The sequence below is a fragment of the Cupriavidus sp. C3SS-1 genome, from assembly GCF_057073755.1.
This window is the reverse complement of sequence record NZ_CP172699.1, coordinates 1,326,678-1,349,965: the sequence shown is the minus strand read 5'-3', so window position 1 is coordinate 1,349,965 and position 23,288 is coordinate 1,326,678. Positions and strand designations below refer to the sequence as shown.

Here is a 23,288-nt window from a genome sequence, read left to right as displayed (position 1 = left end):
CGACGCACTGCAATAATCCCGCTACACTGGCCGGTCAGCCGTCAATCCCCGTCATGCCGTTTTTCGATCGTTTCCTGTCCAGCCTGCGCGCAGCCATCCTCCCTCCCTCCGCCTCCGATACGGGCAGGGCAGCCGGGGGCGACGGCGCGCACGCCGCGCCCCCGGCCAGCACGCTGGGCGCCATCGACACAATGGCACAGGTCGATGACGGCGGCATCGTGGCCGCCCCGCCGCGCGGCCTGTGGTGGCTGCGCTGGCGCAACCTGGTCGCCACGAGCTGGTTCATGTTCATCCCGCTGGTGGCCATCGTGCTGTTCAGCGCGGCGATGGGCGTCATCCTCTGGTCACTGCACGAGACCGAGCGCCAGCAGCAGCGCGATGCCCTGTACCGCGACGCCGCCTGGGCGCAACAACGCGTGCGCCTGTCCCTGCTGAGCAACCAGGACCAGCTCGCCTCGCTGGCGCGCGACATTGCCGCGGCACAGCTCGAACAAGGTGCATACCGGACCGCCGCGCAGGAAATCCTGCGCGAGAACCCCGAGATCGTCTTTATCAACTGGCTCGACGCCACGCGCCGCGGGCGCTGGTCGCTGCCGTCGACTTCCGAGTTCGCGGGCAGGCTGCGCGAGAACCAGGACCAGCCGCTCGAGCCCGAGGTGCTCGACACCTTCGACGCCGCGCGCGAGACCCAGCGCGTGGTCTACTCGCGCCCGCTCACCAACGACCGCGGCGACAGCTTCATGCTGATGGAAGTGCCAATCGTGCGGGACAACGAGTTCCTCGGCACGATCGGCGCGCTCTACTCCATCAACGGCATCCTCACGCACCTGCTGCCGCCGGAACTGACCGAGCGCTACCGCTTCTCGCTGATCGACAAGAATAACCAGACGCGCGCCAGCACGTCGCTGCGGCCGGTGCCTGGCAATGCGCTGTCGTACGAGGTGCTGCTTGACCCGCCCGGCCACTCGCTGTCGCTGCGCGCCGACGCCTACCCGCCGCCGTCCAACCTGCCCAACAACATGCTGCTGTGGCTGGTGGTCGGGCTGTCCTGCTTCCTGTTGTGGAGCCTGTGGAGCATGTGGCGGCACACCAGCCGCCGCTCCGAAGCGCAGCGCGCGCTGCTGGCCGAGACCTCGTTCCGCCGCGCCATGGAAAACTCCATGCTCATCGGCCTGCGCGCGCTGGACCTGAACGGGCGCATCACCTACGTCAACCCGGCGTTCTGCCGCATGACCGGGTGGCAGGAGAACGACCTGGTCGGCCGCCTGCCGCCCTTCCCGTACTGGCCGCCAAACGACCAGCCGGAGATGCAGAAGCAAATCGACCTGACGCTGCAGGGCAAGTCGCCGGCGGGCGGCTATGAGATGCGCGTGATGCGCCGCGACGGCAGCAGCTTCTTCTCGCGCATGTACGTGTCGCCGCTGGTGGACAGCCGCGGCCGCCACACGGGCTGGATGAGCTCGATGACGGACATCACCGAGCCCAAGCGCGCCCGCGAGGAACTGGCGGCCGCGCATGACCGTTTCACGACCGTGCTGGAAAGCCTGGATGCCGCGGTGTCGGTGCTCGCCACCGACAAGGCCGAACTGCTGTTCGCCAACCGCTACTACCGCCAGCTGTTCGGCTGGGAAGCCGATGGCCACCTGAAGCTGGCCGGCGATGACGTCGACAAGGACCAGGTTTCGAGCGACAACACCGACTACGTCGATGCGTACGCCGGCCTGCCCGCCTCGGAACTGATGCCGTACGCCTCGGACGCGCGCGAAGTGTTCGTGCCCGACATGCAGAAGTGGTTCGAGGTGCGTCGCCGCTATATCCAGTGGGTGGACGGCCACCTGGCGCAGATGCAGATCGCCACCGACATCACCATGCGCAAGGCGGCCGAGGAAATGACGCGCCAGCACGAAGAGCGCCTGCAGTTCACCAGCCGCCTGACCACCATGGGCGAGATGGCGTCTTCGCTCGCGCATGAACTCAACCAGCCGCTGGCCGCCATCAACAACTACTGCATGGGCGCGGTGGCGCGGCTGCATTCGGGCCGCAGCACGCCCGAGGACCTGATCCCGGTACTGGAAAAGACCTCGGCGCAGGCGGTGCGGGCCGGCACCATCATCAGCCGTATACGCGGCTTCGTGAAGCGCAGCCAGCCGCAGCGGCGCGAAGCCTCGCTGCACGACATCGTCGCCGACGCCGTGGGCCTGGCCGACCTGGAGGCAACGCGCCGGCGCGTGACCATCCTGACGCGCCTGCCCGCGCCGCCCATGATGATCTACGTGGATCCGGTGCTGATCGAACAGGTGCTGGTGAACCTGCTCAAGAACGCCGTGGAAGCCATGTCCGGCATGCCGGCACCGCGCGCCGGCGGCGTCGTGCGCCTGCATGCGCGCGTGGAGCCGGGCGAATTCGGCAACAACGTGCATATCGACGTGATCGACCAGGGCCCCGGCGTCGACGAAGCCACCAAGGAACGGCTGTTCGAGCCGTTCTTCAGCACCAAGTCCGATGGCATGGGCATGGGGCTGAACATCTGCCGCTCGATCATCGAATCCCATCAGGGCAGGCTGTGGGTCGAGAACAATGTCGACGGCATTGGCTGTACGTTTAAAATCATGCTGCCGCTGCAGCCGGCCATGGCCGACCAATAACGACGCAAGGCGACGCGATATCGACGCGCACCCGATCACGGGACGACCGGCACCCCTCGCCGGTGGGGTGCCGGATCTGTTACATAGCGCCGCGGACGGTTACACTGCTGCCGCAAATGAATGGTTGTCCCAGGAGACTTCATGACCGCAACGCCAAACCCTGCCCCTCACCGCGGCGAGACCGTCTTTATCGTCGACGACGATGAAGCGATGCGCGACTCGCTGACCTGGCTGCTGGAGGGCAATGGTTACCAGGTGCGCAGCTACAACAGCGCCGAGCAGTTCCTGGCGGCCTATGACGCCAGCCAGGTTTCCTGCCTGATCCTCGACGTGCGCATGCCCGGCATGAGCGGCCCGGAACTGCAGGAACGCATGATTGCCGAGAACATCGACATTCCCATCGTCTTCATCACCGGCCATGGCGACGTGCCGATGGCGGTGTCGACGATGAAGCGCGGCGCCATCGACTTCATCGAAAAGCCGTTCGACGAATCGGAACTGCGCGCGCTGGTCGAGCGCATGCTGCAAAAGGCCCGCACGGACCACTCGGCCGCCCGCGAACAGCGTGCCGCCAAGGACCTGCTGGGCAAGCTGACCACGCGCGAGCAGCAGGTGCTGGAGCGCATCGTGGCCGGCCGCCTGAACAAGCAGATCGCCGACGACCTGGGCATTTCCATCAAGACCGTGGAGGCGCACCGCGCCAACATCATGGAAAAGCTCAACGTCAATACCGTGGCCGACCTGCTGCGCCTGGCGCTGTCGCGCAACAGCTGATCCGGCAAGATGCCCCGGCGCCTGCCGGGGCATGGCAGGTGCCCGTTCCCGCCCCCTCGCTCCCGGCCAGGCCCGCGCGGTTTTAGTCGCGCAGGTATTCTTCATCCCGGAACGTCACCACCCATTGCGGCCGGTAGACCACAAAGACGGCGACCAGCATGCCGGTCAGGAACGCCTCGCCAAATGCCAGGATGACGATGGCCGCCAACGTATCGGCGGCGCTGAAGGGAAGCCCCGGGGCCATCCAGTGGCGCCAGGCAGTCTCCGCCGCCCCCGCGCCCATGGCCGCCAGGCCCGCGCAGAAGTAGCCGTGACCGAGGATGAACACGAACGGATGGCGCGGCAGCATGCGGCGCATGAGCCCCTGTAACGCAGCCGAGATCAGCGCCGGCAACAGGGCCAGCCAGACATAGCGCATCCATAGGGACGGCCAGTCGAACAAGGCCCAGCTGTGACCTGCCAGGTATTCGAGGCCGAGCATCGAGACGACGTCGACCACGAACAGCGATACCAGCGCCAGCGGCAGCCCGAACAGTGTCACCATCAGCGTCGCGCCGAGGAGCTGGACCACCAGGCCGCCTACCAGCGTGGCGCGGACCGTCCACAACAGGGCCACGAACACCATGGCGCCCAGCCAGGCATGCTGCAGGGAACTGCGCCGCAACAGGTGCCAGGGACGACGGCTCAATGCCCACGCCAATCCGGCGACGGCCACGAAGATGAGCAGCGGATCGGACAGCAGGGATGGGAGCGCGGTATGCATGCATCGATGCTACCAGCGCCGCGGCGTGCCCCGGCTTGCCAGCCGTCAAATATCCAGGGGGCCATCGGGGGCGCGGAAGGGCTGCCCGCGACCCCGTATAATTCACCTTTGAGCTCTGCCGGCCGGGCGCCGCCCCGCGACGGCGCCTTCACTCCGGCCACAAACCCGCCCTCTCCCCATGTCTGCACAACTGATCGACGGCAACGCGCTTGCCAAACAAATCCGTTCCGAAGCCGCCGTCCGCGCCGCCCGCCTGACCGAACGCGGCCACCAGCCCGGCCTGGCCGTGGTCCTGGTCGGCGAGGACCCGGCCAGCCAGGTCTATGTGCGCAACAAGGTCAAGGCCTGCGAGGACAACGGCTTCCATTCGTCGCTGGACCGCTATCCGGCCGATCTGTCCGAAGCCGACCTGCTGGCCCGTATCGACGCGCTGAACCAGGATCCGAAGATCCACGGCATCCTGGTCCAGCTGCCGCTGCCCAAGCACATCGACAGCCACAAGGTGCTCGAGGCGATCGCTCCGGAAAAGGACGTCGACGGCTTCCACGTGGCCAATGCCGGCGCGCTGATGACCGGCGCCCCGCTGTTCCGCCCATGCACGCCGTATGGCTGCATGAAGATGCTGGAATCGATCGATTACCCGCTGCGCGGCGCGCGGGCGGTGGTGGTCGGCGCCTCGAACATCGTCGGCAAGCCGATGGCCATGCTGCTGCTGCAGGCCGGCGCCACGGTCACGATCTGCAACAGCAAGACGCGCGATATCGGCGCCCATACGCGCGAGGCCGATGTTGTCGTCGCCGCCGTGGGCAGGCGCAACCTGATCACCGCCGACATGGTCAAGCCGGGCGCCGTCGTGATCGACGTGGGCATGAACCGCGACGACAACGGCAAGCTGTGCGGCGACGTGGACTTCGCCGGCGTGCGCGAAGTGGCCGGCTATATCACGCCGGTACCGGGCGGCGTCGGCCCGATGACCATCACCATGCTGCTGATCAACACGCTCGAAGCCGCCGAGCGCGTCGCCGGCTAAGCTGGCGCTGTTGTTGCGGCAGACGCCGCAACAACACTGGAAATGCCGCGGGGCTGCCCCCATTTGCAAGCCATTGCCTCTTCAGGCCAGACAAACGAGAACCGCCATGGACCAAGCCATCAACAATCCACTGCTGGACTTCACCGACCTGCCGCGCTTCTCCGAGATCCGCCCCGAGCACATCAGCCCGGCGCTCGATGTGCTGCTCGAGCGCGCCCAGGCAGCCGTGGTGCGCGCCGAGGACCCGGCCACGCCGTCCGATTGGGCCAACGCCGTGGAAGCCCTGGAAGCCGTCACAGAGCCGCTTGGCCGCGCATGGGGCGTGGTCGGGCACCTGAGCGCGGTGGCCGATACGCCGGAACTGCGCAAGGCGCACGCCGACAACCTGCCGCGCATGACGGAGTTCTGGTCGTCGCTGGGACAGAGCCTGGCCCTCTATGAAAAGTACAAGGCGCTCGCGGCCAGCCCGGAATTTGGCGGCATGAGCGCCGCCCGCCATCAGCTCATCGAGAACGAACTGCGCGGCTTCCGTCTGGGCGGTGCCGAACTGCCCGAGGACCAGAAGCCCCGCTTTGCCGAAATCCAGGAACAGCAGGCGCAGCTGTCCAAAGCATTCTCCGACCACGTGCTGGACGCCACCAACGCTTACGCACTGTTCATCGAAGACCCGGCACGGCTGGCTGGCCTGCCCGAGGACGCGCAGGAAGCCGCCCGCCACGCGGCGGAGAAGGATGGCAAGCCCGGCTGGAAATTCACGCTGCACTTCCCGTCCTATTTCCCCGTGCTGCAGTACGCGGACGACCGCGCACTGCGCCAGACCCTGTACGAAGCCAACGTGACGCGTGCTTCGGAGCACGGCGCCCAATATGGCAGCGGCCAGGCCGACTGGGACAACACGGCCAATATGCGCGAACAGCTTGCGCTGCGCCGCGAAGAAGCGCGGATGCTCGGCTACCAATGCTACGGCGAAGTGTCGCTGGTGCCGAAGATGGCCGAATCGCCGGCCGAGGTGCTGAAGTTCCTGGACGAACTCGCGGTCAAGGCGCGCCCGTATGCCGAGCAGGACTGGACCGAACTCAAGGCCTTCGCCGCCGCCGAACTCGGACTGGCCGAACTGGCGCCGTGGGACGTGGCCTACGCCTCGGAAAAACTGCGCCAGCAGCGCTATGCGTTCTCGGAACACGAAGTGAAGCAGTACTTCCCCGAGCCCAAGGTGCTGCAAGGCCTGTTCGGCGCTGTCGAGCGGCTGTTCTCGGTGAAGATCCAGCCCGATACGTCACAGACCTGGCATAAGGACGTGCGCTTCTTCCGCGTCAGCGCGGCCGACGGCACGCTGCTGGCCCAGTTCTACATCGACCTCTACGCGCGCGAAGGCAAGCGCGGCGGCGCCTGGATGGACGATGCGCGCGGCCGCAAGGTGCTGGCCGGCGGCAAGGTGCAGACGCCGGTGGCCTACCTCACGTGCAATTTCTCGGCACCGGTTGGCGACAAGCCGGCACAGTTCACGCACGACGAAGTCATCACGCTGTTCCATGAGTTCGGCCACGGCCTGCACCACATGCTGACGCAGGTGGGCGAGCTGGGCGTATCCGGCATCAATGGCGTGGAATGGGACGCTGTCGAACTGCCGTCCCAGTTCATGGAAAACTTCTGCTGGGAGTATGAGGTGCTGACCGGCATGACGCAGCACGTCGACACCGGCGAGCCGCTGCCGCGCGCGCTGTTCGAGCGCATGCTGGCGGCCAAGAATTTCCAGAACGGCATGATGACGCTGCGCCAGATCGTGTTCTCGTCGTTCGACATGCACCTGCACACCGACTTCGATCCGCAGGGCGCGAAAACCGTGCTGGACCTGTCGCGCGAGATCAACGACCGCGTGCACGTGGTGCCGCAGTACCCGCTGTCGCGCTGGCCCAATACCTTCAGCCACATCTTCGCCGGCGGCTATGCGGCGGGCTACTACAGCTACAAGTGGGCCGAAGTGCTGTCGGCCGACGTGTACGCCGCGTTCGAAGAAGCCGCGCAGCTTTCGGGCACGGTGCTCGACAGCGAAACCGGCGCGCGCTACCAGCGCGAGATCCTGTCGGTCGGCGGCAGCCGCCCCGCCATGGATTCCTTCGTCGCGTTCCGCGGCCGCGCGCCGCAGATCGACGCGCTGCTGCGCCACGGAGGCATGGCAGCATGAGCGCGGCGCTGCCCACCGCCGGCCCGATGCGTATCGCAAGCTGGAACGTCAACTCGCTGAAGGTCCGGCTGCCTCAGGTACTGCAATGGCTGGCCGAGCAGGAGCAGGCCGGCGAGCCGATCGACGCGCTGTGCCTGCAGGAACTGAAGCTGCCGGACGACAAGTACCCGCTCGCGGAACTCGAGAATGCCGGTTTCCACAGCGTCTACACGGGCCAGAAGACTTACAACGGCGTTGCCATCCTCGCGCGCGATGCCAGCATGCCGGGCCCGACCGATGTGGTGCGCAATATCCCGGGTTTTGAAGATGCGCAGCAGCGCGTCGTGGCCGCCACGTACGGCGACGTGCGGCTGGTCTGCGCCTATTTCCCCAACGGGCAGGCACCGGACTCGGACAAGTTCGTCTACAAGCTGAAGTGGCTCGACGCCATGACGGCGTGGCTGCGCGAAGAGCTGGTCAAGTATCCGCGGCTCGCGCTGCTCGGCGACTTCAATATCGCCCCCGAAGACCGCGACGTGCACGACCCCGCAAAGTGGGAGGGCCAGAACCTGGTCTCGCCGCCGGAGCGCGCGGCCTTTGCCGCGCTGGTAGAACTGGGCCTGGCCGACGCCTTCCGCAAGTTCGAACAACCTGAGAAGGCCTTCTCCTGGTGGGATTACCGCATGTTCGCGTTCCGGCGCAACGCCGGCTTGCGCATCGACCATATCCTGCTGTCACCGGCGCTGGTCGACCATTGCTCCGCCTGCGTAATCGATCGCGTCCCGCGCACCTGGGAGCAGCCGTCCGACCACACGCCGGTCGTCGCCACGCTCCACTGCCGCTGACGCGCGCACCACGCGCACGCAAGTCCGGGCAAGCCCGGCTCGCGGCGCGTAGCGGGGGCGGCTACACTGCCGCCATGCCCTTGGCCCGCCCTCGCCATCCTCTCCATTCTTCGTTGCCGCGGCCGGCCCGCAACTTCGCACCGGCCGGCCTGCTCACGGCTCGGCACGCCGCCGTCGCGACCCAGTACTCCCGCCCCGACCGATGACTGCCTCCGCAACCCGCCCAGTCCACCGGCTGCAGCGCCTGCTTCCCTGGACGCAACGCGTGTCCCGCGCCACCTTGCGCGCGGACGTGGTCGCGGGACTGCTCGGCGCCGTGCTGGTGTTGCCGCAGGGCGTGGCCTTTGCCACGCTGGCGGGGCTGCCGCCCGAGTACGGCATCTATACCGCGGTCGTGCCGTGCATCATCGCCGCGCTGTTCGGATCGAGCTGGCACGTGATGTCCGGTCCGACCAACGCCAACTCGCTGGCACTGTTCGCCATGCTGAGTCCCGTGGCGTTCGCCGGCAGTCCGGCTTATATCGGCCTGGCGCTGTCGGTGACGATCCTGGTCGGACTGATGCAGCTCGCAGTCGGCACGCTGCGGCTGGGCACGCTGGCCAATTTCATCTCGCCGTCCGTGCTGCTCGGCTTCACGTGCGGCGCGGCCACGCTGATCGGCCTCTATGCGCTCAAGGACCTGTTTGGCCTGGCCGTGCCCACCGGCACCAACGCATTTGGCGTACTGTGCTTCCTGTTCGACAACGTGGACGCCATCAACTGGGGCGCGGCCACCGTGGGCGCCATCACGCTTGGCGCGACGCTGCTGTGCAAGCGGCTCGGCAAGCGGCTGCCCTTCATGCTAGTGGGTCTCATGGCCGGCTATGGCGTGGCCTGGCTGCTGAACCGGACCGGCTGGGGCGGTGGACACCATGTCAATGTGGTGGGATCGATTCCGTCGGCGATCCCAAGTTTTCATGTGCCGGACATCTCCTGGCGCGGCGTGCCGGACCTGCTCGGCATTGCTTCGGCGCTGACGATCGTCGCGCTGGGCCAGTCCATCTCGATTGCCAAGGCGGTGGCACTACGTTCCGGCCAGCATATCGACGCCAACCGCGAATTCATCGGGCAGGGACTCTCGAATATCGCGGGCGGCCTGTTCTCCGGCTACATCTCGTGCGGTTCGCTCAACCGTTCGGTGCCCAATTTCGAAGCCGGTGCGAAGACGCCGCTGGCGAGCGTGTTCTCCGCCTTGTGGCTGGTGGCACTGGTGGCCGTCAGCGCGCCGTTGCTGGCGCAGATTCCGCTGGCCGCGATCGCGGCCATGCTGCTGCTCGTGGCGTGGGGGCTGTTCGACTTTGCACGCCTGCGCCGCATCGCCGCGCTGAGCCGCACCGAGTTCGCCATCGCGGTGGGCACCTTCGCCGCCACGCTGGTGATCCGCCTGGAGATGGCGGTGCTGCTCGGCACCATTCTTTCGCTGGTCGCCTACCTGTACCGCACCTCACGGCCGGCAGTGCGCAGCCTCGTGCCCGACGCCGACGATCCGGGCCGCCGTTTCACACCGCTGGACGAGCTGCAGCGGCCGCAGCCGGAATGCCCGCAGCTCAAGCTGCTGCGCATGGAAGGCGCCATCTATTTCGGTGCCGTGCAGTACGTGACCGATCGGCTGCACTGGCTGCGCACGGTCAACGCCAGCCAGAAGCATCTGCTGGCCATGACCAAGAGCATGAACTTCATCGATCTCGCTGGCGCAGAGATGTGGGAAGCGGAACTGGCGGAGCGGCGGGCCACCGGCGGCGACCTGTACTTCCACCGTCCGCGCACGCAGGTGCTGCAGACCTGGGAACAAACGGGGTTCACCACCAAGCTGGGAACGGACCACGTCTTCCTGACCAAGCGACAGGCGCTGCACACCATCATCGCGCAACTGTCCCCCGACGTCTGCGCGCAGTGCCAGGTGCGGATCTTCGAGGAATGCGCGCAGCGCCCCGGCGCGCCAACGCACGCGGAAGCGCTGTGACGGCAGCGTCAAAATGACAAGTCGATGAATCGAGGCGGGAAGTTAAGGCTTGGGGTCAGGCGGATTGGCAGCGGCGGAGGATCGCGCTACCGGAATGAGGCTGATGCGGGATGGGCGCCCGCGGCTTGCCTGTGGCTGGCCGGGGCATCCATCCGGATCAGACCGGCGCCACGTGCGCGCGCTTGACAACGACCGGCTGCGGGACGCCCTGCTCGATCAGGACCACCGCTGCACGCTCGATCGTGTCGCGGCCAGCGCGGAAGGCTTCCTCCAGCGACAGGACCTGGTCCGCGCTGAATCCTTCCCACAGTGCTTCGCGTGTCACGACGCACGTTACCTTTTCGCCATTGACGATCGCGTGGAACAACAAGCCTTCGTTATTGATGTCGTAGCGCTCTTGCTCTTGGAACTTGATTTCCATCGGTGCAGCCCTCCATATGCAAGTGGAGAAACATCCTAACATGGCCGGAGCGATATCGTACGCGCCGACCTCCGCTGATCCACTCAATCCAGTGACCTCCGAACCGGTGCACCGGTTCCCTCCGCCTATGGAGCGATGCCGACGCCGCAAGCGGGTTCGCTTGCTCGCACCTGAACTTCCCTGATGCACGCAGGTGTTTGACAATTCCGGAAATCATGTTAGAATCTCGTTCTTCGTTGGGGCGTTAGCTCAGTTGGTAGAGCAGCGGACTCTTAATCCGTAGGTCGAGTGTTCGAGTCACTCACGCCCCACCAGCGAATACAAGGCAAAAGGCCGGAAGCATCTGCTTCCGGCCTTTTGTTTTTGCGGCGCGGCTTTTATGACCGCGCTTTGGTGCCTGCCGATAACAGGCGCCTCGCCCACTCAGGTGCCGCTGTCGCGTGCGCGCTCGAACAGTGTCCGCGCGAGCACGCGATGCTGCGACAGCACGACCGGCAGGTCGGTCGTCAGCAACTCGCCATCCCGAACCACCTCGCGCCCGTTGATGACGCTGCTAGCCACATTGGTCGGCGTGCAGAACACCAGCGCGGCAACCGGGTCATGCCCAGCCCCGGCAAAGCCGACAGTCGACATGTCAAAGGCCACGAAGTCGGCCGACATGCCCGGCGCCAACGCACCGATATCATCGCGATTGAGCACGCGCGCACCGCCAAGCGTGGCAATCTCCAAGGCCTCGCGCGCACTCATGGCCGCGGGACCAAACCCGACGCGCTGCAGCAGCATGGCCTGGCGCGTCTCGCCGAGCATATGGGCACCATCGTTCGAGGCACTGCCGTCCACGCCCAGGCCGACCTTGACGCCGGCATCGCGCATCGCGCGCACCGGCGCGATGCCTGATGCCAGCCGCATGTTGGAGCACGGGCAATGCGCGACACCCGTACCGGTGCGCGCGAACAGCGCAATCCCCTCGTCGTCGAGCTTCACGCAGTGAGCATGCCAGACATCGTGGCCGACCCAGCCGAGATCCTCGGCGTACTGCGCGGGCGTCAACCCGAACTTCTCGCGCGAATAGGCAATGTCATTGTCGTTTTCGGCCAGGTGCGTGTGCAGCGACACGCCGTAGTGGCGGGCCATGACCGCGGATTCGCGCATGAGGTCGCGCGACACCGAAAACGGCGAGCACGGTGCCAGCACCATGCGCAGCATCGCGTGACGCGAACCGTCGTGGTACTGCTCGACCAGGCGCTGGCTGTCGCGCAGGATGGCAGCCTCGTCTTCCACCACGACATCCGGCGGCAGGCCGCCCTTGCTGCGGCCGACGCTCATCGAGCCGCGCGCCGCATGGAAGCGCATGCCCATCTCCTGCGCGGCGGCAATGGAATCATCGAGGCGCGATCCGTTCGGATAGAGGTAGAGGTGATCGCTCGTGGTCGTGCAGCCCGACAGCATCAACTCGGCCATCGCGGTCTTGGTCGAGACGCGGATCATCTCCGGCGTCAGGTGCGACCACAGCATGTAGAGATTGGTCAGCCAGGAAAACAGTTCGGCATCCTGCGCCGCGGGCACGGCACGGGTCAGGCTCTGGTACATGTGATGGTGCGTATTGACCAGGCCGGGAACCACCACGCGGCCGCGCATATCGATGACCTGCGCGGTGCCGTCGTCGACCATGCGGCGATACTGCGGCGGCAAGTCCGCCGTGGCACCGACCCACTGCACGGCGGGGCCGTCGGCCACCAGCGCGCCATCGGGAATTTCTCGCCGTTGCGCGTCCATGGTGACGAGCACATCGGCATTCAGGGCAATCAGGGTCATGGCGGCAGGCGTCTGGCAGGTGGATATGGCGCGAGTCTAAGACTCGTGCCGCCGAACCGAAAGCGCAGAATTCCGCCAACCCTGTCCACAAAATGTGGACACCCCAGACCGCAACGTACGGACGCGTTAGCGCACCTGGGCGAACAGCGCCGCCAGCGTCGTGCCGATGCTCCCCGCCATCAGCTCGGCCGCCGGGCTCGGTACGCCGTGCGCGCGACCGACCAGCGCCAGTGTCTGGCGCCGCAGGTAGCGGTCTCGCAGCGGCACCAGCACCAGCGCACCGCGGGCTCGCTCCTCCATGATGTCCAGCGGGTTGAGCAAGGCAATGCCGCTGCCCAGCATGACCAGGCGCTGGATCAGCGCCATCGAGGTCGACTCGGCCGCCGGCGTCACGTCGATGGCATTGCGCGCGAACGCATCGTCGAGAATGGCGCGGATGGAGAGTGATGGCGCCGGCAGCACCAGGGGATAGCCGACGCATTCGCTGAGCAGCACGGACGGCTGTTCAGCCAGCGCATGGCCTGGCGGCACCACGGCACCGATCTGCCAGTCGCTCGTCGCCAGTACGCGCAAGGTTGGCGCGGCGGGCAGGTCGTAGCCGAGGCCAAGGTCGGCGTCGCCCCGCTCCACCGCCATGACGATCTCGGCGACAGGCAAGTCCACGACGCGCACGACGATGCCTGGGTACCGCTGGCGGAATTCATGCACCAGCGACGGCAGCAGTGCCCCGGCCAGCCCCGCGGTGGCCGCCACCGTTACCTCGCCGCGCCGCGCGCCCTTGAAGTCCTCGATCCGCTCGCGCAGCGCTTCGTGCTCGCGCAATGTCTGCCGCACGTGGGCGAGAATCATCTCTCCAAGCGGCGTGAGGCGCAGACGACGGTTGATGCGCTCGAAGACTGGCGCCCCCAACTCGGCTTCCAGGTCGAGGATCTGCCGGTTGATCGCCGTGGGCGCCACGTGCAGGTGCTCCGCCGCCTTGCGGATCGAGCCGCGACGTACGACCTCGTCTAGATATCGCAGAATCCGGGCATGCATGGCGGTGGTATGGGTCATCGCGCAAGGGCATGGCCCATGCGCATCAGGAAGCTCGGCATTGTAGCGGCGAGTGCGGGAAAAGAAAGTTCAACATCCCTATTGCGTCTTACTAGATACCTTGCTACAATCTTTTTCTTCGTTGGGGCGTTAGCTCAGTTGGTAGAGCAGCGGACTCTTAATCCGTAGGTCGAGTGTTCGAGTCACTCACGCCCCACCAGCGAATTCCCAAAAAGGTCAACCGCAAGGTTGGCCTTTTTGCTTTGGCATGTGTCCCTCCATATCCGGCCCCCTTCACGGCGACACGGCAGCCTGCGTCATTTCTTGATACGCGGGTTCTTCCCGATATCCCTTTCCGCCCTTTCCCTGTTGAATTGCGCACGGCGCACAACACGGAACGTAGTTCCGTATCGCGGAACCAAAAATCTTTCGCGACGTTTGGCTGGCTTCGCACAACGAGGACCCGCCCGCCAAGTCAGGGCCGGGAAATTCACCGACAAGCGCAGGCGATACATAATCGCCCCGAAGAACGCCCCAGATGCCCGGCCCGGCACCAATCAGTGAATGAAGAACGGAGGCACTCCTTGAAAGCAGTTCTCAAAGCAGGCGCAGCAGCCTGCATCGCGGCCATCGGCCTGATCCATTGCGGCGCGCAGGCGCAAAGCTACCCCACCAAGCCGATCCGCCTGATCGTGCCGTTCGCGGCAGGCGGCACCACCGACATCGTGGCCCGCGCCGTATCGGACGCGCTCGGCCGCGAATTGGGCCAGCCCGTCGTGGTGGAAAACCGCGGCGGCGGCGGCGGCGCCATTGGTGCCGATGCGCTGGCCAAGTCCACGCCGGACGGCTATACGCTGGGCATCGCCACCGTCAGCACGATGGCCACCAACCCGGCCACCAATGCCCGCAACCCGTATGACCCGATCAAGGATTTCGCGCCGATCACCAACCTCGTGAACGTGCCGAACGTGCTGACGGTCAACCCGAAGGTCCCGGCCAAGTCGCTGAAGGAGTTCATCGCGCTGCTGAAGTCCAACCCGGGCAAGTACAGCTACGCGTCGGCCGGCAAGGGCAGCATTTCGCACCTGGATGGCGAGCTGTTCAAGGACATCACCAAGACCGACATGGTCCATATCCCGTACCGTGGATCGGGTCCGGCGCTGAACGACACGCTGGCCGGCCAGGTCAATGCCCAGTTCGACAACCTGCCGTCCTCGATGCCGTTCATCCAGGCTGGCAAGCTGCGCGCGCTGGCCGTGGCCGCGCCCAAGCGCGTGGAGGGCCTGCCCGACGTGCCGACCTTCGCCGAAGCCGGCATGAAGGACATGAACAACATGGCATGGTATGGACTGGTCGCTCCGGCCAACACGCCGGCCGCCATCGTCACGCGCGTGCACGACGCCGCCGTCAAGGCGCTGCAGGACCCGGCCGTCAAGCGCCGCCTGGCGGACAGCGGCGCGTACACCGACGGCAATACGTCGGCACAGTACGCTGCCCAGATCAAGCGCGAACTGGACCTGCGCAAGAAGATCGCCCACGACCAGAACATCACGCTCGAATAAGGGTATCCCGACCCAGCAAAAAGCCGGCTGCGAACCAGCCGGCTTTTTTGCGCCTTGTTATTCACAATTGCCCGGTATCAAGGACATGCAATGGTTATTCTGAGTCAAGCTTGACCCTGCACAGGACGGGGCCGATCAAGAAGGCGTTCAATACCTTTAGAAGAAAGTTTCACTTTGCGGACCAGCGCCGACTCGGTACATTTGCCGGGATGATCCGCTAAACTCGGCCCCAACCGGATCGCGCAGGCGCTGCGCGACCGCCACTCGCGAGGATGAAGATGCTCAAGAAAACCGTTCCGACCCTGATCGTTGCCGCGCTTGCCACCCTGGGTGCAACCCAGTTCGCGTATGCGCAGAAAAACTACACGGAGGGCGGCGACATACACAGTGGCAGCCACACCAAGAAGAAGGCGAACCCGAACCAGAGCGCGGCCAAGTCGGGCAAGTTCGACCCGTACACGGACGGCGCCAAGCAATCGACTCAATCCGACCTGGCTGGCAAGAAATTCGACCCGAATACCGATGGCGCCAAGTCGGGCAAGTTCGATCCGTACACCGATGGCGCGAAAGCCGGCAAGTACGACCCATACACCGATGGTGCCAAGGCGCCCGCGGCGAAGTCGCAATAAGTTCGCTTCGCCGGCTCCGGAGCCGGCCCCAAACAAAAACAGCCCGCGTATGCGGGCTGTTTTTGTTTGGGGATACTCTGGCCTTCAAGCGGCCATCTCCTCCTGCTGCGCGGATTCGCGCATGGTGCGCTGGTCGCGGTAGCGCACATGCCAGGACAACGCCTCCTCCAGCAAATGCGGCGTTTGGCCGCCAAGTCGGCTGGCGCGCCGGAAGTAGTCGTTCAGCAAGTCGCGATAGAGCGGATCCGCGCAATTGTCGATCACCTGCCGCGCACGTTCGCGCGGCGCCAGGCCACGCAGGTCGGCCAGGCCATGCTCGGTCACGATGATGTCGACATCGTGCTCGGTATGGTCGACGTGCGACACCATCGGGACGATGCTGGAAATATCGCCCCCCTTTGCCACCGACTTGGTGACGAACACCGACAAATGCGCATTGCGCGCGAAATCGCCGGAGCCGCCGATGCCATTCATCATGTGCGTGCCACCGACGTGCGTCGAATTGACGTTGCCGTAGATATCGCACTCGAGCGCCGTGTTGATGGTGATGAGCCCAAGCCGGCGCAGGATTTCCGGATGATTGCTGATCTCCTGGGGCCGCAGCACCAGGCGCGACCGGTACCGCTCCAGGTTCGCAAGGAAATGCTGGTAGACCGGCTTCGACAGCGTCACCGACGATGCCGAAGCAAAGGTGAGCCGGCCCGAGTCGAGCAACTCGATGGTGCTGTCCTGCAGCACCTCTGAGTACATCTTGAGATCGTGGAACGGCGAATCGATCAGCCCATGCAGAACAGCGTTCGAAATCGTGCCGATGCCGGCCTGCAGCGGCTGCAGCGACGGCGACAGACGCCCCATGCGCACCTCGCGCCCGAGGAATTCGCTCAGGTGGCCGGCGATCTGGCGCGTGCCTTCGTCGGGTGGCAGCGCGCTGGACGGGCTGTCGTCCTTGCCGGTGATGACGATCGCCGCAATCTTCTCGGGATCGATCGGGATATACGGCACGCCGATGCGCTGCTCGGCAGAAATCAGTGGGATCGGCTGCCGGTACGGGCGCTGCACCGGGAAATAGATGTCGTGGAGGCCTTCGAGCTCCAGCGGCATGTTCAGGTTGATCTCGACGATCACCTTGCGCGCGAGCATCGCGAAGCTCGCCGAGTTGCCGACCGAGGTACTCGGCACGATACCGCCCTGCTCCGTAATCGCGACGGCTTCCACCACGGCCACGTCGACGGGAGCGATCTGGCCCGAGCGCAGTTGCTCGACCGTCTCGGACAGATGCTGGTCGATGAACATGACTTCGCCGGCGTTGATCTTGCGACGCAGCGTCTCATCGGACTGGAACGGCAAGCGACGTGCGATCACGTCGGCCTGTGCCAGCACCTTGTCGATGTCGTTGCCGAGCGACGCGCCGGTCATCAGCGTGATGCGCAGCGGCTCGGTGGCGGCGCGGCGCGCCAGCGCGAATGGCACTTCCTTGCAGTCGCCCGCACGGGTGAAACCGCTCATGCCCACCGTCATGCCATCGCGGATGAGTTCGGCTGCCGTATCGGCCGAGACCACCTTGTCCAGCAGCCTTGGCAGGCGAATGCGTTCCTTGTACATCTTCATCTCCAGTTGCCGGGCGGATCCGGTCCGTCCGTGCACCGCCGGTGCTCGTGGCACAGGGGTTGGAAAAGCAGTGTAGCCATGCCAATACATTCCCACCTCGATTTAAATTCATTAAAACCATTCGTTTTTTTCATAATCACGCCAAAGGTGGGCGTGGCACCTCATGCCCCTTCGCGAACCTGCCCGGAAAAGTGGTGCAACACCCGGCATAACAGGACAAACCCTATAGGACATACAAAAGACATTCGGTTCTGTTAGTGTCTGCGGCATCAGGAAAGACCGCCCCGAAACGACCCTGATTTCGAGGCGCGGCGCCTGTGCCGCCCGGGCCGGCCAAGCTCCGGCCCAAGAGCGTTGTAATGTCGGCGACAGACATCGGGAGACGCCAACTCATGCATACCAAGCCACTCGAACCCAACGAACCGGTGGTCCTTGCCCTGATAGAGGCGGTCATGGCCTGGCAAGGTGCTTTGGAACAGACCCTTTCGGCCTCGGGCCTTAACTACGGCAAATGGGTCCTGCTGCGGGCGATCTGGCAGAACGCGTTCGTGCGTCATGAACCGCTTGCCGGCGCCTTGCTGATCGATGTCGCGTCCAGCGAACGCATGCTGGGCGAATTGCATGACGACGGCTGGGTGGAATACTCGAGCACCGGCGCGCCGCGCATCCCCGCAGCGGCGGAGGCGCGAGTCGAACGCGTGTGGGGAGCGGTAAAAGCTCTGCACTCGGTGTCGGTATCGCCCTTCAATTCGCATGAACGCGTGGCGCTGGGCACGCTATTGCAGCGCATGAAGCTGACACTGAGCGATCATTCCGCCCGCCGCAGCCGCGGCACGGCTGCCGAGCCGATCGCGGTGCCCTCTGCGGCCGTTCGCGCGGCAGCGGTCAAAGCCCCCGCCATGCAGTCTGCTTCCGCATGATCCACTGCCACTGAAGGCAGCGGAGGCCATCTGGAGGCGCGGACCAGCGCCAGTCGGTGCCATGATCGCGGGCGAACACCCGTCCGCAGACTTTTCCCTCGCACCGTGCAGTTTTTTCCTAAAGTATGAGCATGCACCGGCACATGCACCGCTTGCGTCCAGACGCGCGGCATCGGCCGCCCGCGCCTGATACCGCAAGGAGGCACCATGCCGCAGGAGAACGAAGAAAAAGTCGCACACCTGCAGGAAGAAATGCTTGCGTTCGCGCGGGAACGGCTGCCCGCGGCGGGGTTCGAGCTGCTCGAACCGATTCTGCGGCACTACTACGACCAGACCGATTCCGATGACCTGATCCATCGGGAAGTTGCCGACATGTATGGCGCCGTGATGGCGCATTGGCAAACCGCGCAAAAGTTCGTCCCGGGTACTGCGCGTATCCGCGTGTACAACCCCAACCTCGAAGAGCATGGCTGGCACTCGGACCACACCGTGGTCGAGATCGTCAACGACGACATGCCGTTCCTGGTCGACTCCGTGACCATGGAGATCAACCGGTTGGGGCTGGTGCTGCACTCGGCGATTCACCCGGTGTTCCGCGTATGGCGCGGCGCCAAAGGCGGCATCGAGAAAGTCGAGCTCGGCGGCGCCAACAGCGATGGCGATTCACGCCTGGAATCCTTTATCCATTTCGAGGTGGACCGTACCGGCGAGCAAGCGCGGCTTGAAGCGCTGCGCACCGGCATTGCCCGCGTACTCGGCGACGTGCGCGCCGCAGTGGAAGACTGGCAGCGCATGCGCGACATCACCGAGGCCACCATCGGCACCATGGCGCAGACCTCGGACGCCAGCAGTGCCGATAGCACCGAAGGGCGGGCCTTCCTGCAATGGATGCTCGACAACCACTTCACGTTCCTGGGCCAGCGCGACTACCAGCTGATCTCGCAAGACCAGCGCTATTTCCTGCGCGGCGTGCCGGATACCGGATGCGGGATCCTGCGCGAAAGCCTGCGTCCGCCCGAAGCGGAAGACCTGACGCCGCTGCCGGCCGCGGCCAGCTCCATCATCCAGGGCAGCTCGCCGATTTTCCTGACCAAGGCCAATTCGCGCTCCACCGTGCACCGGCCGGGCTACCTCGACTACATCGGCGTGAAGCTGCTCGACGCCAACGGCAAGCTGTTCGGCGAACGCCGCTTCGTCGGCCTGTACACGTCCACCGCCTACACTTCGCCGATTGCCGAGATTCCGCAGGTGTGGCGCAAGTGCGCGAACATCCTGGCCCGCGCCGGGTTCCTGACCAAGGGCCACCTGTACAAGTCGCTGGTGACGATCCTCGAACAGTATCCGCGCGACGAGTTGTTCCAGATCGACGAAGACGATCTGTTCGATATCGCGATCGGCATCCTGCGCCTGCAGGAACATCAGCGCACGCGCCTGTTCGTGCGGCGCGACCGCTTCGACCGCTTTGTCTCGTGCCTGGTGTTCGTCCCGCGCGACAAGTACAACACCGACCTGCGCCAGAAGATCCAGAAGATCCTGATGAGCGCCTTCCATGGCAATGCCTGCGAATTCACGCCGCTGCTGTCGGAATCGCCGCTGGCGCGCATCCAGCTGACCGTGCGCGGCGATCCCGGCAGCATGCCGCAGGTCGACACGCAGGAACTGGAAGCGCGCATCGTCCAGGCGAGCCGCCGCTGGCAGGACGACCTGGCCGAAGCGCTGCACGAAAGCCGTGGCGAGGAACAGGGCAACACCCTGCTGCGCCAGTACGGCAGCTCCTTCCCGGCCGGCTATCGCGAAGACTACCCGGCCCGCACCGCGGTGCGCGACATCGAACTGATGGAGCAGGCCCTGCATGGCCAGGGCATCGCCATGAACCTGTACCGCCCGATCGAGGCCGTACCCGGCGCATTCCGCTTCAAGGTCTATCGTGCCGGCGAGCCGATCGCGCTGTCGCACAGCTTGCCAATGCTCGAACACCTTGGCGTGCGCGTGGACGAGGAACGGCCCTACCTGATCGAGCCCGACAGCGGCGCGCCGGTCTGGATCCATGACTTCGGACTGGAGATCGCAGACAGCGCCAGCGGCGCCGATTTCGATATCGAACGTATCAAGGCACTGTTCGAAAACGCATTCGCCCGCGCGTGGAACGGCGAGATCGAGAACGACGACCTCAATCGCCTGGTCTTGCGTGCCGAGCTGGCCGCACGCGATGTGACCGTCCTGCGTGCCTATGCAAAGTACCTGCGCCAGGTCGGCTCGACCTTCAGCGACGCCTACATCGTGGGCGCACTGACCGGCAATCCCGGCATCGCGGCCACGCTGGTGGCACTGTTCGTCGCACGCTTCGACCCGGCCGCGACCGCCACGCGCGAAGCGCGTTGCCAGCAGTTGCTGGCCGACATCGAGACCGCGCTGGACCAGGTCCCAAACCTCGACGAGGACCGCATCCTGCGCCTGTTCCTCGGGGTAGTCAACGCGACCGTGCGCACCAACTACTTTCACCGCGATACCAGCGGGCAGCCGCGTCCCTACGTTTCGTTCAAGTTCAATCCCTCGCTGGTCCCCGGCCTGCCCGAGCCGCGGCCGATGTGGGAAATCTGGGTCTATTCGCCGCGCGTCGAAGGCGTGCACCTGCGCGGCGGCCGTGTAGCCCGCGGCGGCTTGCGCTGGTCCGACCGGCGCGAGGATTTCCGTACCGAAGTGCTGGGCCTGATGAAGGCGCAGATGGTGAAGAACACCGTTATCGTGCCGGTCGGTTCCAAAGGCGGCTTCATCGTGAAGCGGCCGCCGCCACCAACGGATCGCGACGCGTTCCTGCAGGAAGGCATCGCGTGTTACCAGACCTTCCTGCGCGGCCTGCTCGACCTGACCGACAACCTGGTGGCCGGCGCGCTGGTGCCGCCGCCAGACGTGGTCCGTCTCGATGACAACGACCCCTACCTTGTCGTCGCCGCCGACAAGGGCACCGCCACCTTCTCCGATTTCGCCAACGCGATCTCGGCCCAGTACGGCTTCTGGCTTGGCGATGCGTTCGCATCCGGCGGCTCGGTCGGTTACGACCACAAGAAGATGGGCATCACCGCGCGCGGCGCGTGGGAATCGGTCAAGCGGCATTTCCGCGAGATGGGGATCGACACGCAGGCGACGGACTTCACCGTGGCCGGCGTCGGCGATATGTCGGGCGATGTGTTCGGCAACGGCATGCTGCTGTCACCGCATATCCGGCTAGTGGCGGCATTCGACCATCGCCATATCTTCCTCGACCCCGATCCCGATCCCGTATCCAGCCTGCAGGAACGCACGCGCATGTTCGATCTGCCGCGTTCGAGCTGGGCCGACTACGACACCAGGCTTATCTCCGCAGGCGGCGGCGTGTTCCCGCGCACGGCGAAGACCATCGCGCTGTCGCCGCAGGTGCAGGCCGTGCTCGGCATATCCGCGAGCACGCTGTCGCCAGCCGAACTGATCCACGCGATCCTGATGGCGCCCGTGGACCTGCTCTACAACGGCGGCATCGGCACCTATGTGAAATCCAGCCAGGAGACCCATCAGCAGGCTGGTGACCGCACCAACGACGCCGTGCGCGTCAATGGCGCCGAACTGCGCTGCAAGGTCGTCGGCGAAGGCGGCAATCTCGGCTTTACGCAACTCGGCCGCATCGAGTTCGCGCGCCGGGGTGGCCGCATCAATACCGATGCCATCGATAACTCGGCCGGCGTGGATTGCTCGGACCACGAGGTCAATATCAAGATTCTGCTCGGCCAGGTCGTAGCCGAAGGCGAGATGACCGAGAAGCAGCGCAACAAGCTGCTGGCCGAGATGACCGATGAAGTCGGCCTGCTGGTGCTGCAGGACAACTACTACCAGACCCAGGCCTTGTCGGTGGCCGGCCGCAGCAGCGGCGCACTGCTCGATGGCGAAGCCCGCCTGATCCGCTCGCTCGAACGCGCCGGCCGCCTCAATCGCGCGCTGGAATTCCTGCCAGGCGACGAAGAGATTGCCGAACGCAAGGCCGCAGGCGAAGGGCTGACTTCGCCCGAGCGCGCCGTTCTGCTCGCCTATAGCAAGATGTGGCTCTACGACGAACTGCTCGCCTCGGATGTCCCCGAAGACACGCTGGTCGCGGACCTGCTGGTTGACTACTTCCCGGTGCCGCTGCGCCAGCGCTATGGCGATGCCATGCAACGGCATCCGCTGCGCCGCGAGATCCTGGCCACGCACCTGACCAACCTGCTCGTCAACCGGATCGGCGCGACGTTCGTGCATCGGATGCGGGAGGAAACCGATGCCCTCCCCGCCGATATCGTGCGCGCCTGCCTGATCGCGCGCGACGTGTTCGGATTGACGGCCCTTTGGCAGGAGATCGATGCGCTGGATAACCGCGTCGCCGATGCCGAGCAGGCGCGGATGTTCAGCGCCGTCGGCCAGTTGCTCGAGCGGGCCTGCCTCTGGTTCATCCGCTACCTGCGTACCGGCGGCACCGCCCAGGCGGGCATGGCTCGTTTCACGCAAGCGGCCCAATGGCTCACGCCGCTATTGCCGACCGTGCTGCCGCAAGCGGATGCCGCGGCATTGGCCGAGCGTACGCAGGCCCTGACCGGTGCCGGCGTAGAGCCGGCGCTGGCCCAGCGGGTCGCCGGCCGTGATATCTCGGCGGCCGCGCTCGATATTGCGGAAGTGGCGGCTTCCTCCAACCGCTCGCTGGAACTGGTAGCGGGGGTCTATTTCGCGCTCGATACGCAACTGAGCTTCAACTGGCTGCGGGAGCGCGCGCAGGCCCTGCCCGCCGATACGCATTGGGACCTGCTGGCGCGCACCACCACGCTCGACGACTTGGGACGGCTCAAGCGCGCGCTGATGACCAGCGTGCTGGCGCAGTCGGGGGACTATGACACCGCTGAAGCGCTGATCGATGCCTGGCGCGCCAGCCGGCAAGGCGCGCTCGAACGCTTCACCCGCATGCTGACCGAGCAGCGTGCATCCGGCGCCACGGGATTGTCGATGCTGTCAGTCGCCATTCGCGAGATCGGCATGCTCGAATGAAGCGGAAGCGCAAGCGGCGCGGCGAGGCGCGCCGC

General features: G+C 65.5%; 15 protein-coding genes and 2 tRNA genes. 12 read left to right on the top strand and 5 right to left on the bottom strand.

Features of this window, described 5'->3' with window-relative positions:
• The first annotated feature begins 53 nt into the window (after nucleotides 1-53).
• Both ACIGJC_RS06290 and ACIGJC_RS06285 read left to right on the top strand, forming a co-directional pair.
• Nucleotides 54-2,645, top strand: coding sequence for a PAS domain S-box protein (locus tag ACIGJC_RS06290; protein ID WP_483711152.1), 2,592 nt, complete (start codon nucleotides 54-56; stop codon nucleotides 2,643-2,645).
• A gap of 141 nt (nucleotides 2,646-2,786) precedes the next feature.
• On the top strand, nucleotides 2,787-3,419 hold the full coding sequence (locus tag ACIGJC_RS06285; protein WP_483711151.1) for a response regulator transcription factor: 633 nt from the start codon (nucleotides 2,787-2,789) through the stop codon (nucleotides 3,417-3,419).
• A gap of 82 nt (nucleotides 3,420-3,501) precedes the next feature.
• On the opposite strand, the gene ACIGJC_RS06280 is transcribed toward ACIGJC_RS06285, so the two are convergent.
• Complete coding sequence (locus ACIGJC_RS06280) at nucleotides 3,502-4,182, bottom strand: energy-coupling factor ABC transporter permease (RefSeq protein ID WP_483711150.1); 681 nt, start codon at nucleotides 4,180-4,182, stop codon at nucleotides 3,502-3,504.
• 178 nt (nucleotides 4,183-4,360) lie between these two features.
• On the opposite strand from ACIGJC_RS06280, the gene folD reads away from it, so the two are divergent.
• From folD to ACIGJC_RS06260, 4 genes are all read left to right on the top strand, one after another.
• Nucleotides 4,361-5,212, top strand: a complete 852-nt coding sequence (gene folD, locus ACIGJC_RS06275) for a bifunctional methylenetetrahydrofolate dehydrogenase/methenyltetrahydrofolate cyclohydrolase FolD (protein ID WP_483711149.1) — start codon at nucleotides 4,361-4,363, stop codon at nucleotides 5,210-5,212.
• A gap of 106 nt (nucleotides 5,213-5,318) precedes the next feature.
• Entirely contained in the window at nucleotides 5,319-7,397 is a 2,079-nt protein-coding gene (locus ACIGJC_RS06270; protein WP_483711148.1) for a M3 family metallopeptidase, read from the top strand.
• Between the two features lie 26 nt (nucleotides 7,398-7,423).
• Nucleotides 7,424-8,221 carry an exodeoxyribonuclease III gene (gene xth / locus ACIGJC_RS06265; protein WP_483711475.1) on the top strand — a complete coding sequence of 266 codons (798 nt, stop codon included), beginning with the start codon at nucleotides 7,424-7,426 and terminating at the stop codon, nucleotides 8,219-8,221.
• A 202-nt stretch (nucleotides 8,222-8,423) separates the two neighbouring features.
• Nucleotides 8,424-10,223, top strand: coding sequence for a SulP family inorganic anion transporter (locus ACIGJC_RS06260; RefSeq protein WP_483711147.1), 1,800 nt, complete (start codon nucleotides 8,424-8,426; stop codon nucleotides 10,221-10,223).
• 157 nt (nucleotides 10,224-10,380) lie between these two features.
• Here the strand turns inward: ACIGJC_RS06260 and ACIGJC_RS06255 are convergent, their stop codons facing one another.
• Nucleotides 10,381-10,644 (bottom strand): DUF1488 family protein, encoded by a 264-nt coding sequence (locus ACIGJC_RS06255; RefSeq protein WP_211947938.1) that lies wholly within the window; start codon nucleotides 10,642-10,644, stop codon nucleotides 10,381-10,383.
• 238 nt (nucleotides 10,645-10,882) lie between these two features.
• On the opposite strand from ACIGJC_RS06255, the gene ACIGJC_RS06250 reads away from it, so the two are divergent.
• Nucleotides 10,883-10,958: transfer RNA gene (locus tag ACIGJC_RS06250), tRNA-Lys, on the top strand.
• A 109-nt stretch (nucleotides 10,959-11,067) separates the two neighbouring features.
• On the opposite strand, the gene ACIGJC_RS06245 is transcribed toward ACIGJC_RS06250, so the two are convergent.
• Nucleotides 11,068-12,459 carry an 8-oxoguanine deaminase gene (locus ACIGJC_RS06245; protein ID WP_483711146.1) on the bottom strand — a complete coding sequence of 464 codons (1,392 nt, stop codon included), beginning with the start codon at nucleotides 12,457-12,459 and terminating at the stop codon, nucleotides 11,068-11,070.
• Nucleotides 12,460-12,585: 126 nt separating this feature from the next.
• Nucleotides 12,586-13,494 carry a LysR family transcriptional regulator gene (locus ACIGJC_RS06240; RefSeq protein WP_483711474.1) on the bottom strand — a complete coding sequence of 303 codons (909 nt, stop codon included), beginning with the start codon at nucleotides 13,492-13,494 and terminating at the stop codon, nucleotides 12,586-12,588.
• 141 nt (nucleotides 13,495-13,635) lie between these two features.
• Here ACIGJC_RS06240 and ACIGJC_RS06235 point away from each other — a divergent pair.
• The 3 genes from ACIGJC_RS06235 to ACIGJC_RS06225 all read left to right on the top strand — a co-directional run bounded on the left by ACIGJC_RS06235 (nucleotide 13,636) and on the right by ACIGJC_RS06225 (nucleotide 15,682).
• Nucleotides 13,636-13,711 (top strand) — tRNA-Lys (locus tag ACIGJC_RS06235).
• A gap of 364 nt (nucleotides 13,712-14,075) precedes the next feature.
• A complete protein-coding gene (locus tag ACIGJC_RS06230; protein ID WP_483711145.1) occupies nucleotides 14,076-15,053 on the top strand; it encodes a tripartite tricarboxylate transporter substrate binding protein BugE in 978 nt (325 codons plus the stop codon).
• A 278-nt stretch (nucleotides 15,054-15,331) separates the two neighbouring features.
• Nucleotides 15,332-15,682 carry a hypothetical protein gene (locus ACIGJC_RS06225; RefSeq protein WP_483711144.1) on the top strand — a complete coding sequence of 117 codons (351 nt, stop codon included), beginning with the start codon at nucleotides 15,332-15,334 and terminating at the stop codon, nucleotides 15,680-15,682.
• Between the two features lie 84 nt (nucleotides 15,683-15,766).
• On the opposite strand, the gene scpC is transcribed toward ACIGJC_RS06225, so the two are convergent.
• Nucleotides 15,767-17,284, bottom strand: a complete 1,518-nt coding sequence (gene scpC, locus ACIGJC_RS06220; RefSeq protein WP_483711143.1) for a succinyl-CoA:acetate CoA-transferase ScpC — start codon at nucleotides 17,282-17,284, stop codon at nucleotides 15,767-15,769.
• Between the two features lie 365 nt (nucleotides 17,285-17,649).
• On the opposite strand from scpC, the gene ACIGJC_RS06215 reads away from it, so the two are divergent.
• Together ACIGJC_RS06215 and ACIGJC_RS06210 are read left to right on the top strand one after the other, a co-directional pair.
• On the top strand, nucleotides 17,650-18,210 hold the full coding sequence (locus ACIGJC_RS06215; protein WP_483711142.1) for a MarR family transcriptional regulator: 561 nt from the start codon (nucleotides 17,650-17,652) through the stop codon (nucleotides 18,208-18,210).
• Nucleotides 18,211-18,417: 207 nt separating this feature from the next.
• Nucleotides 18,418-23,253, top strand: coding sequence for an NAD-glutamate dehydrogenase (locus ACIGJC_RS06210; protein WP_483711141.1), 4,836 nt, complete (start codon nucleotides 18,418-18,420; stop codon nucleotides 23,251-23,253).
• Nucleotides 23,254-23,288 lie beyond the last annotated feature (35 nt).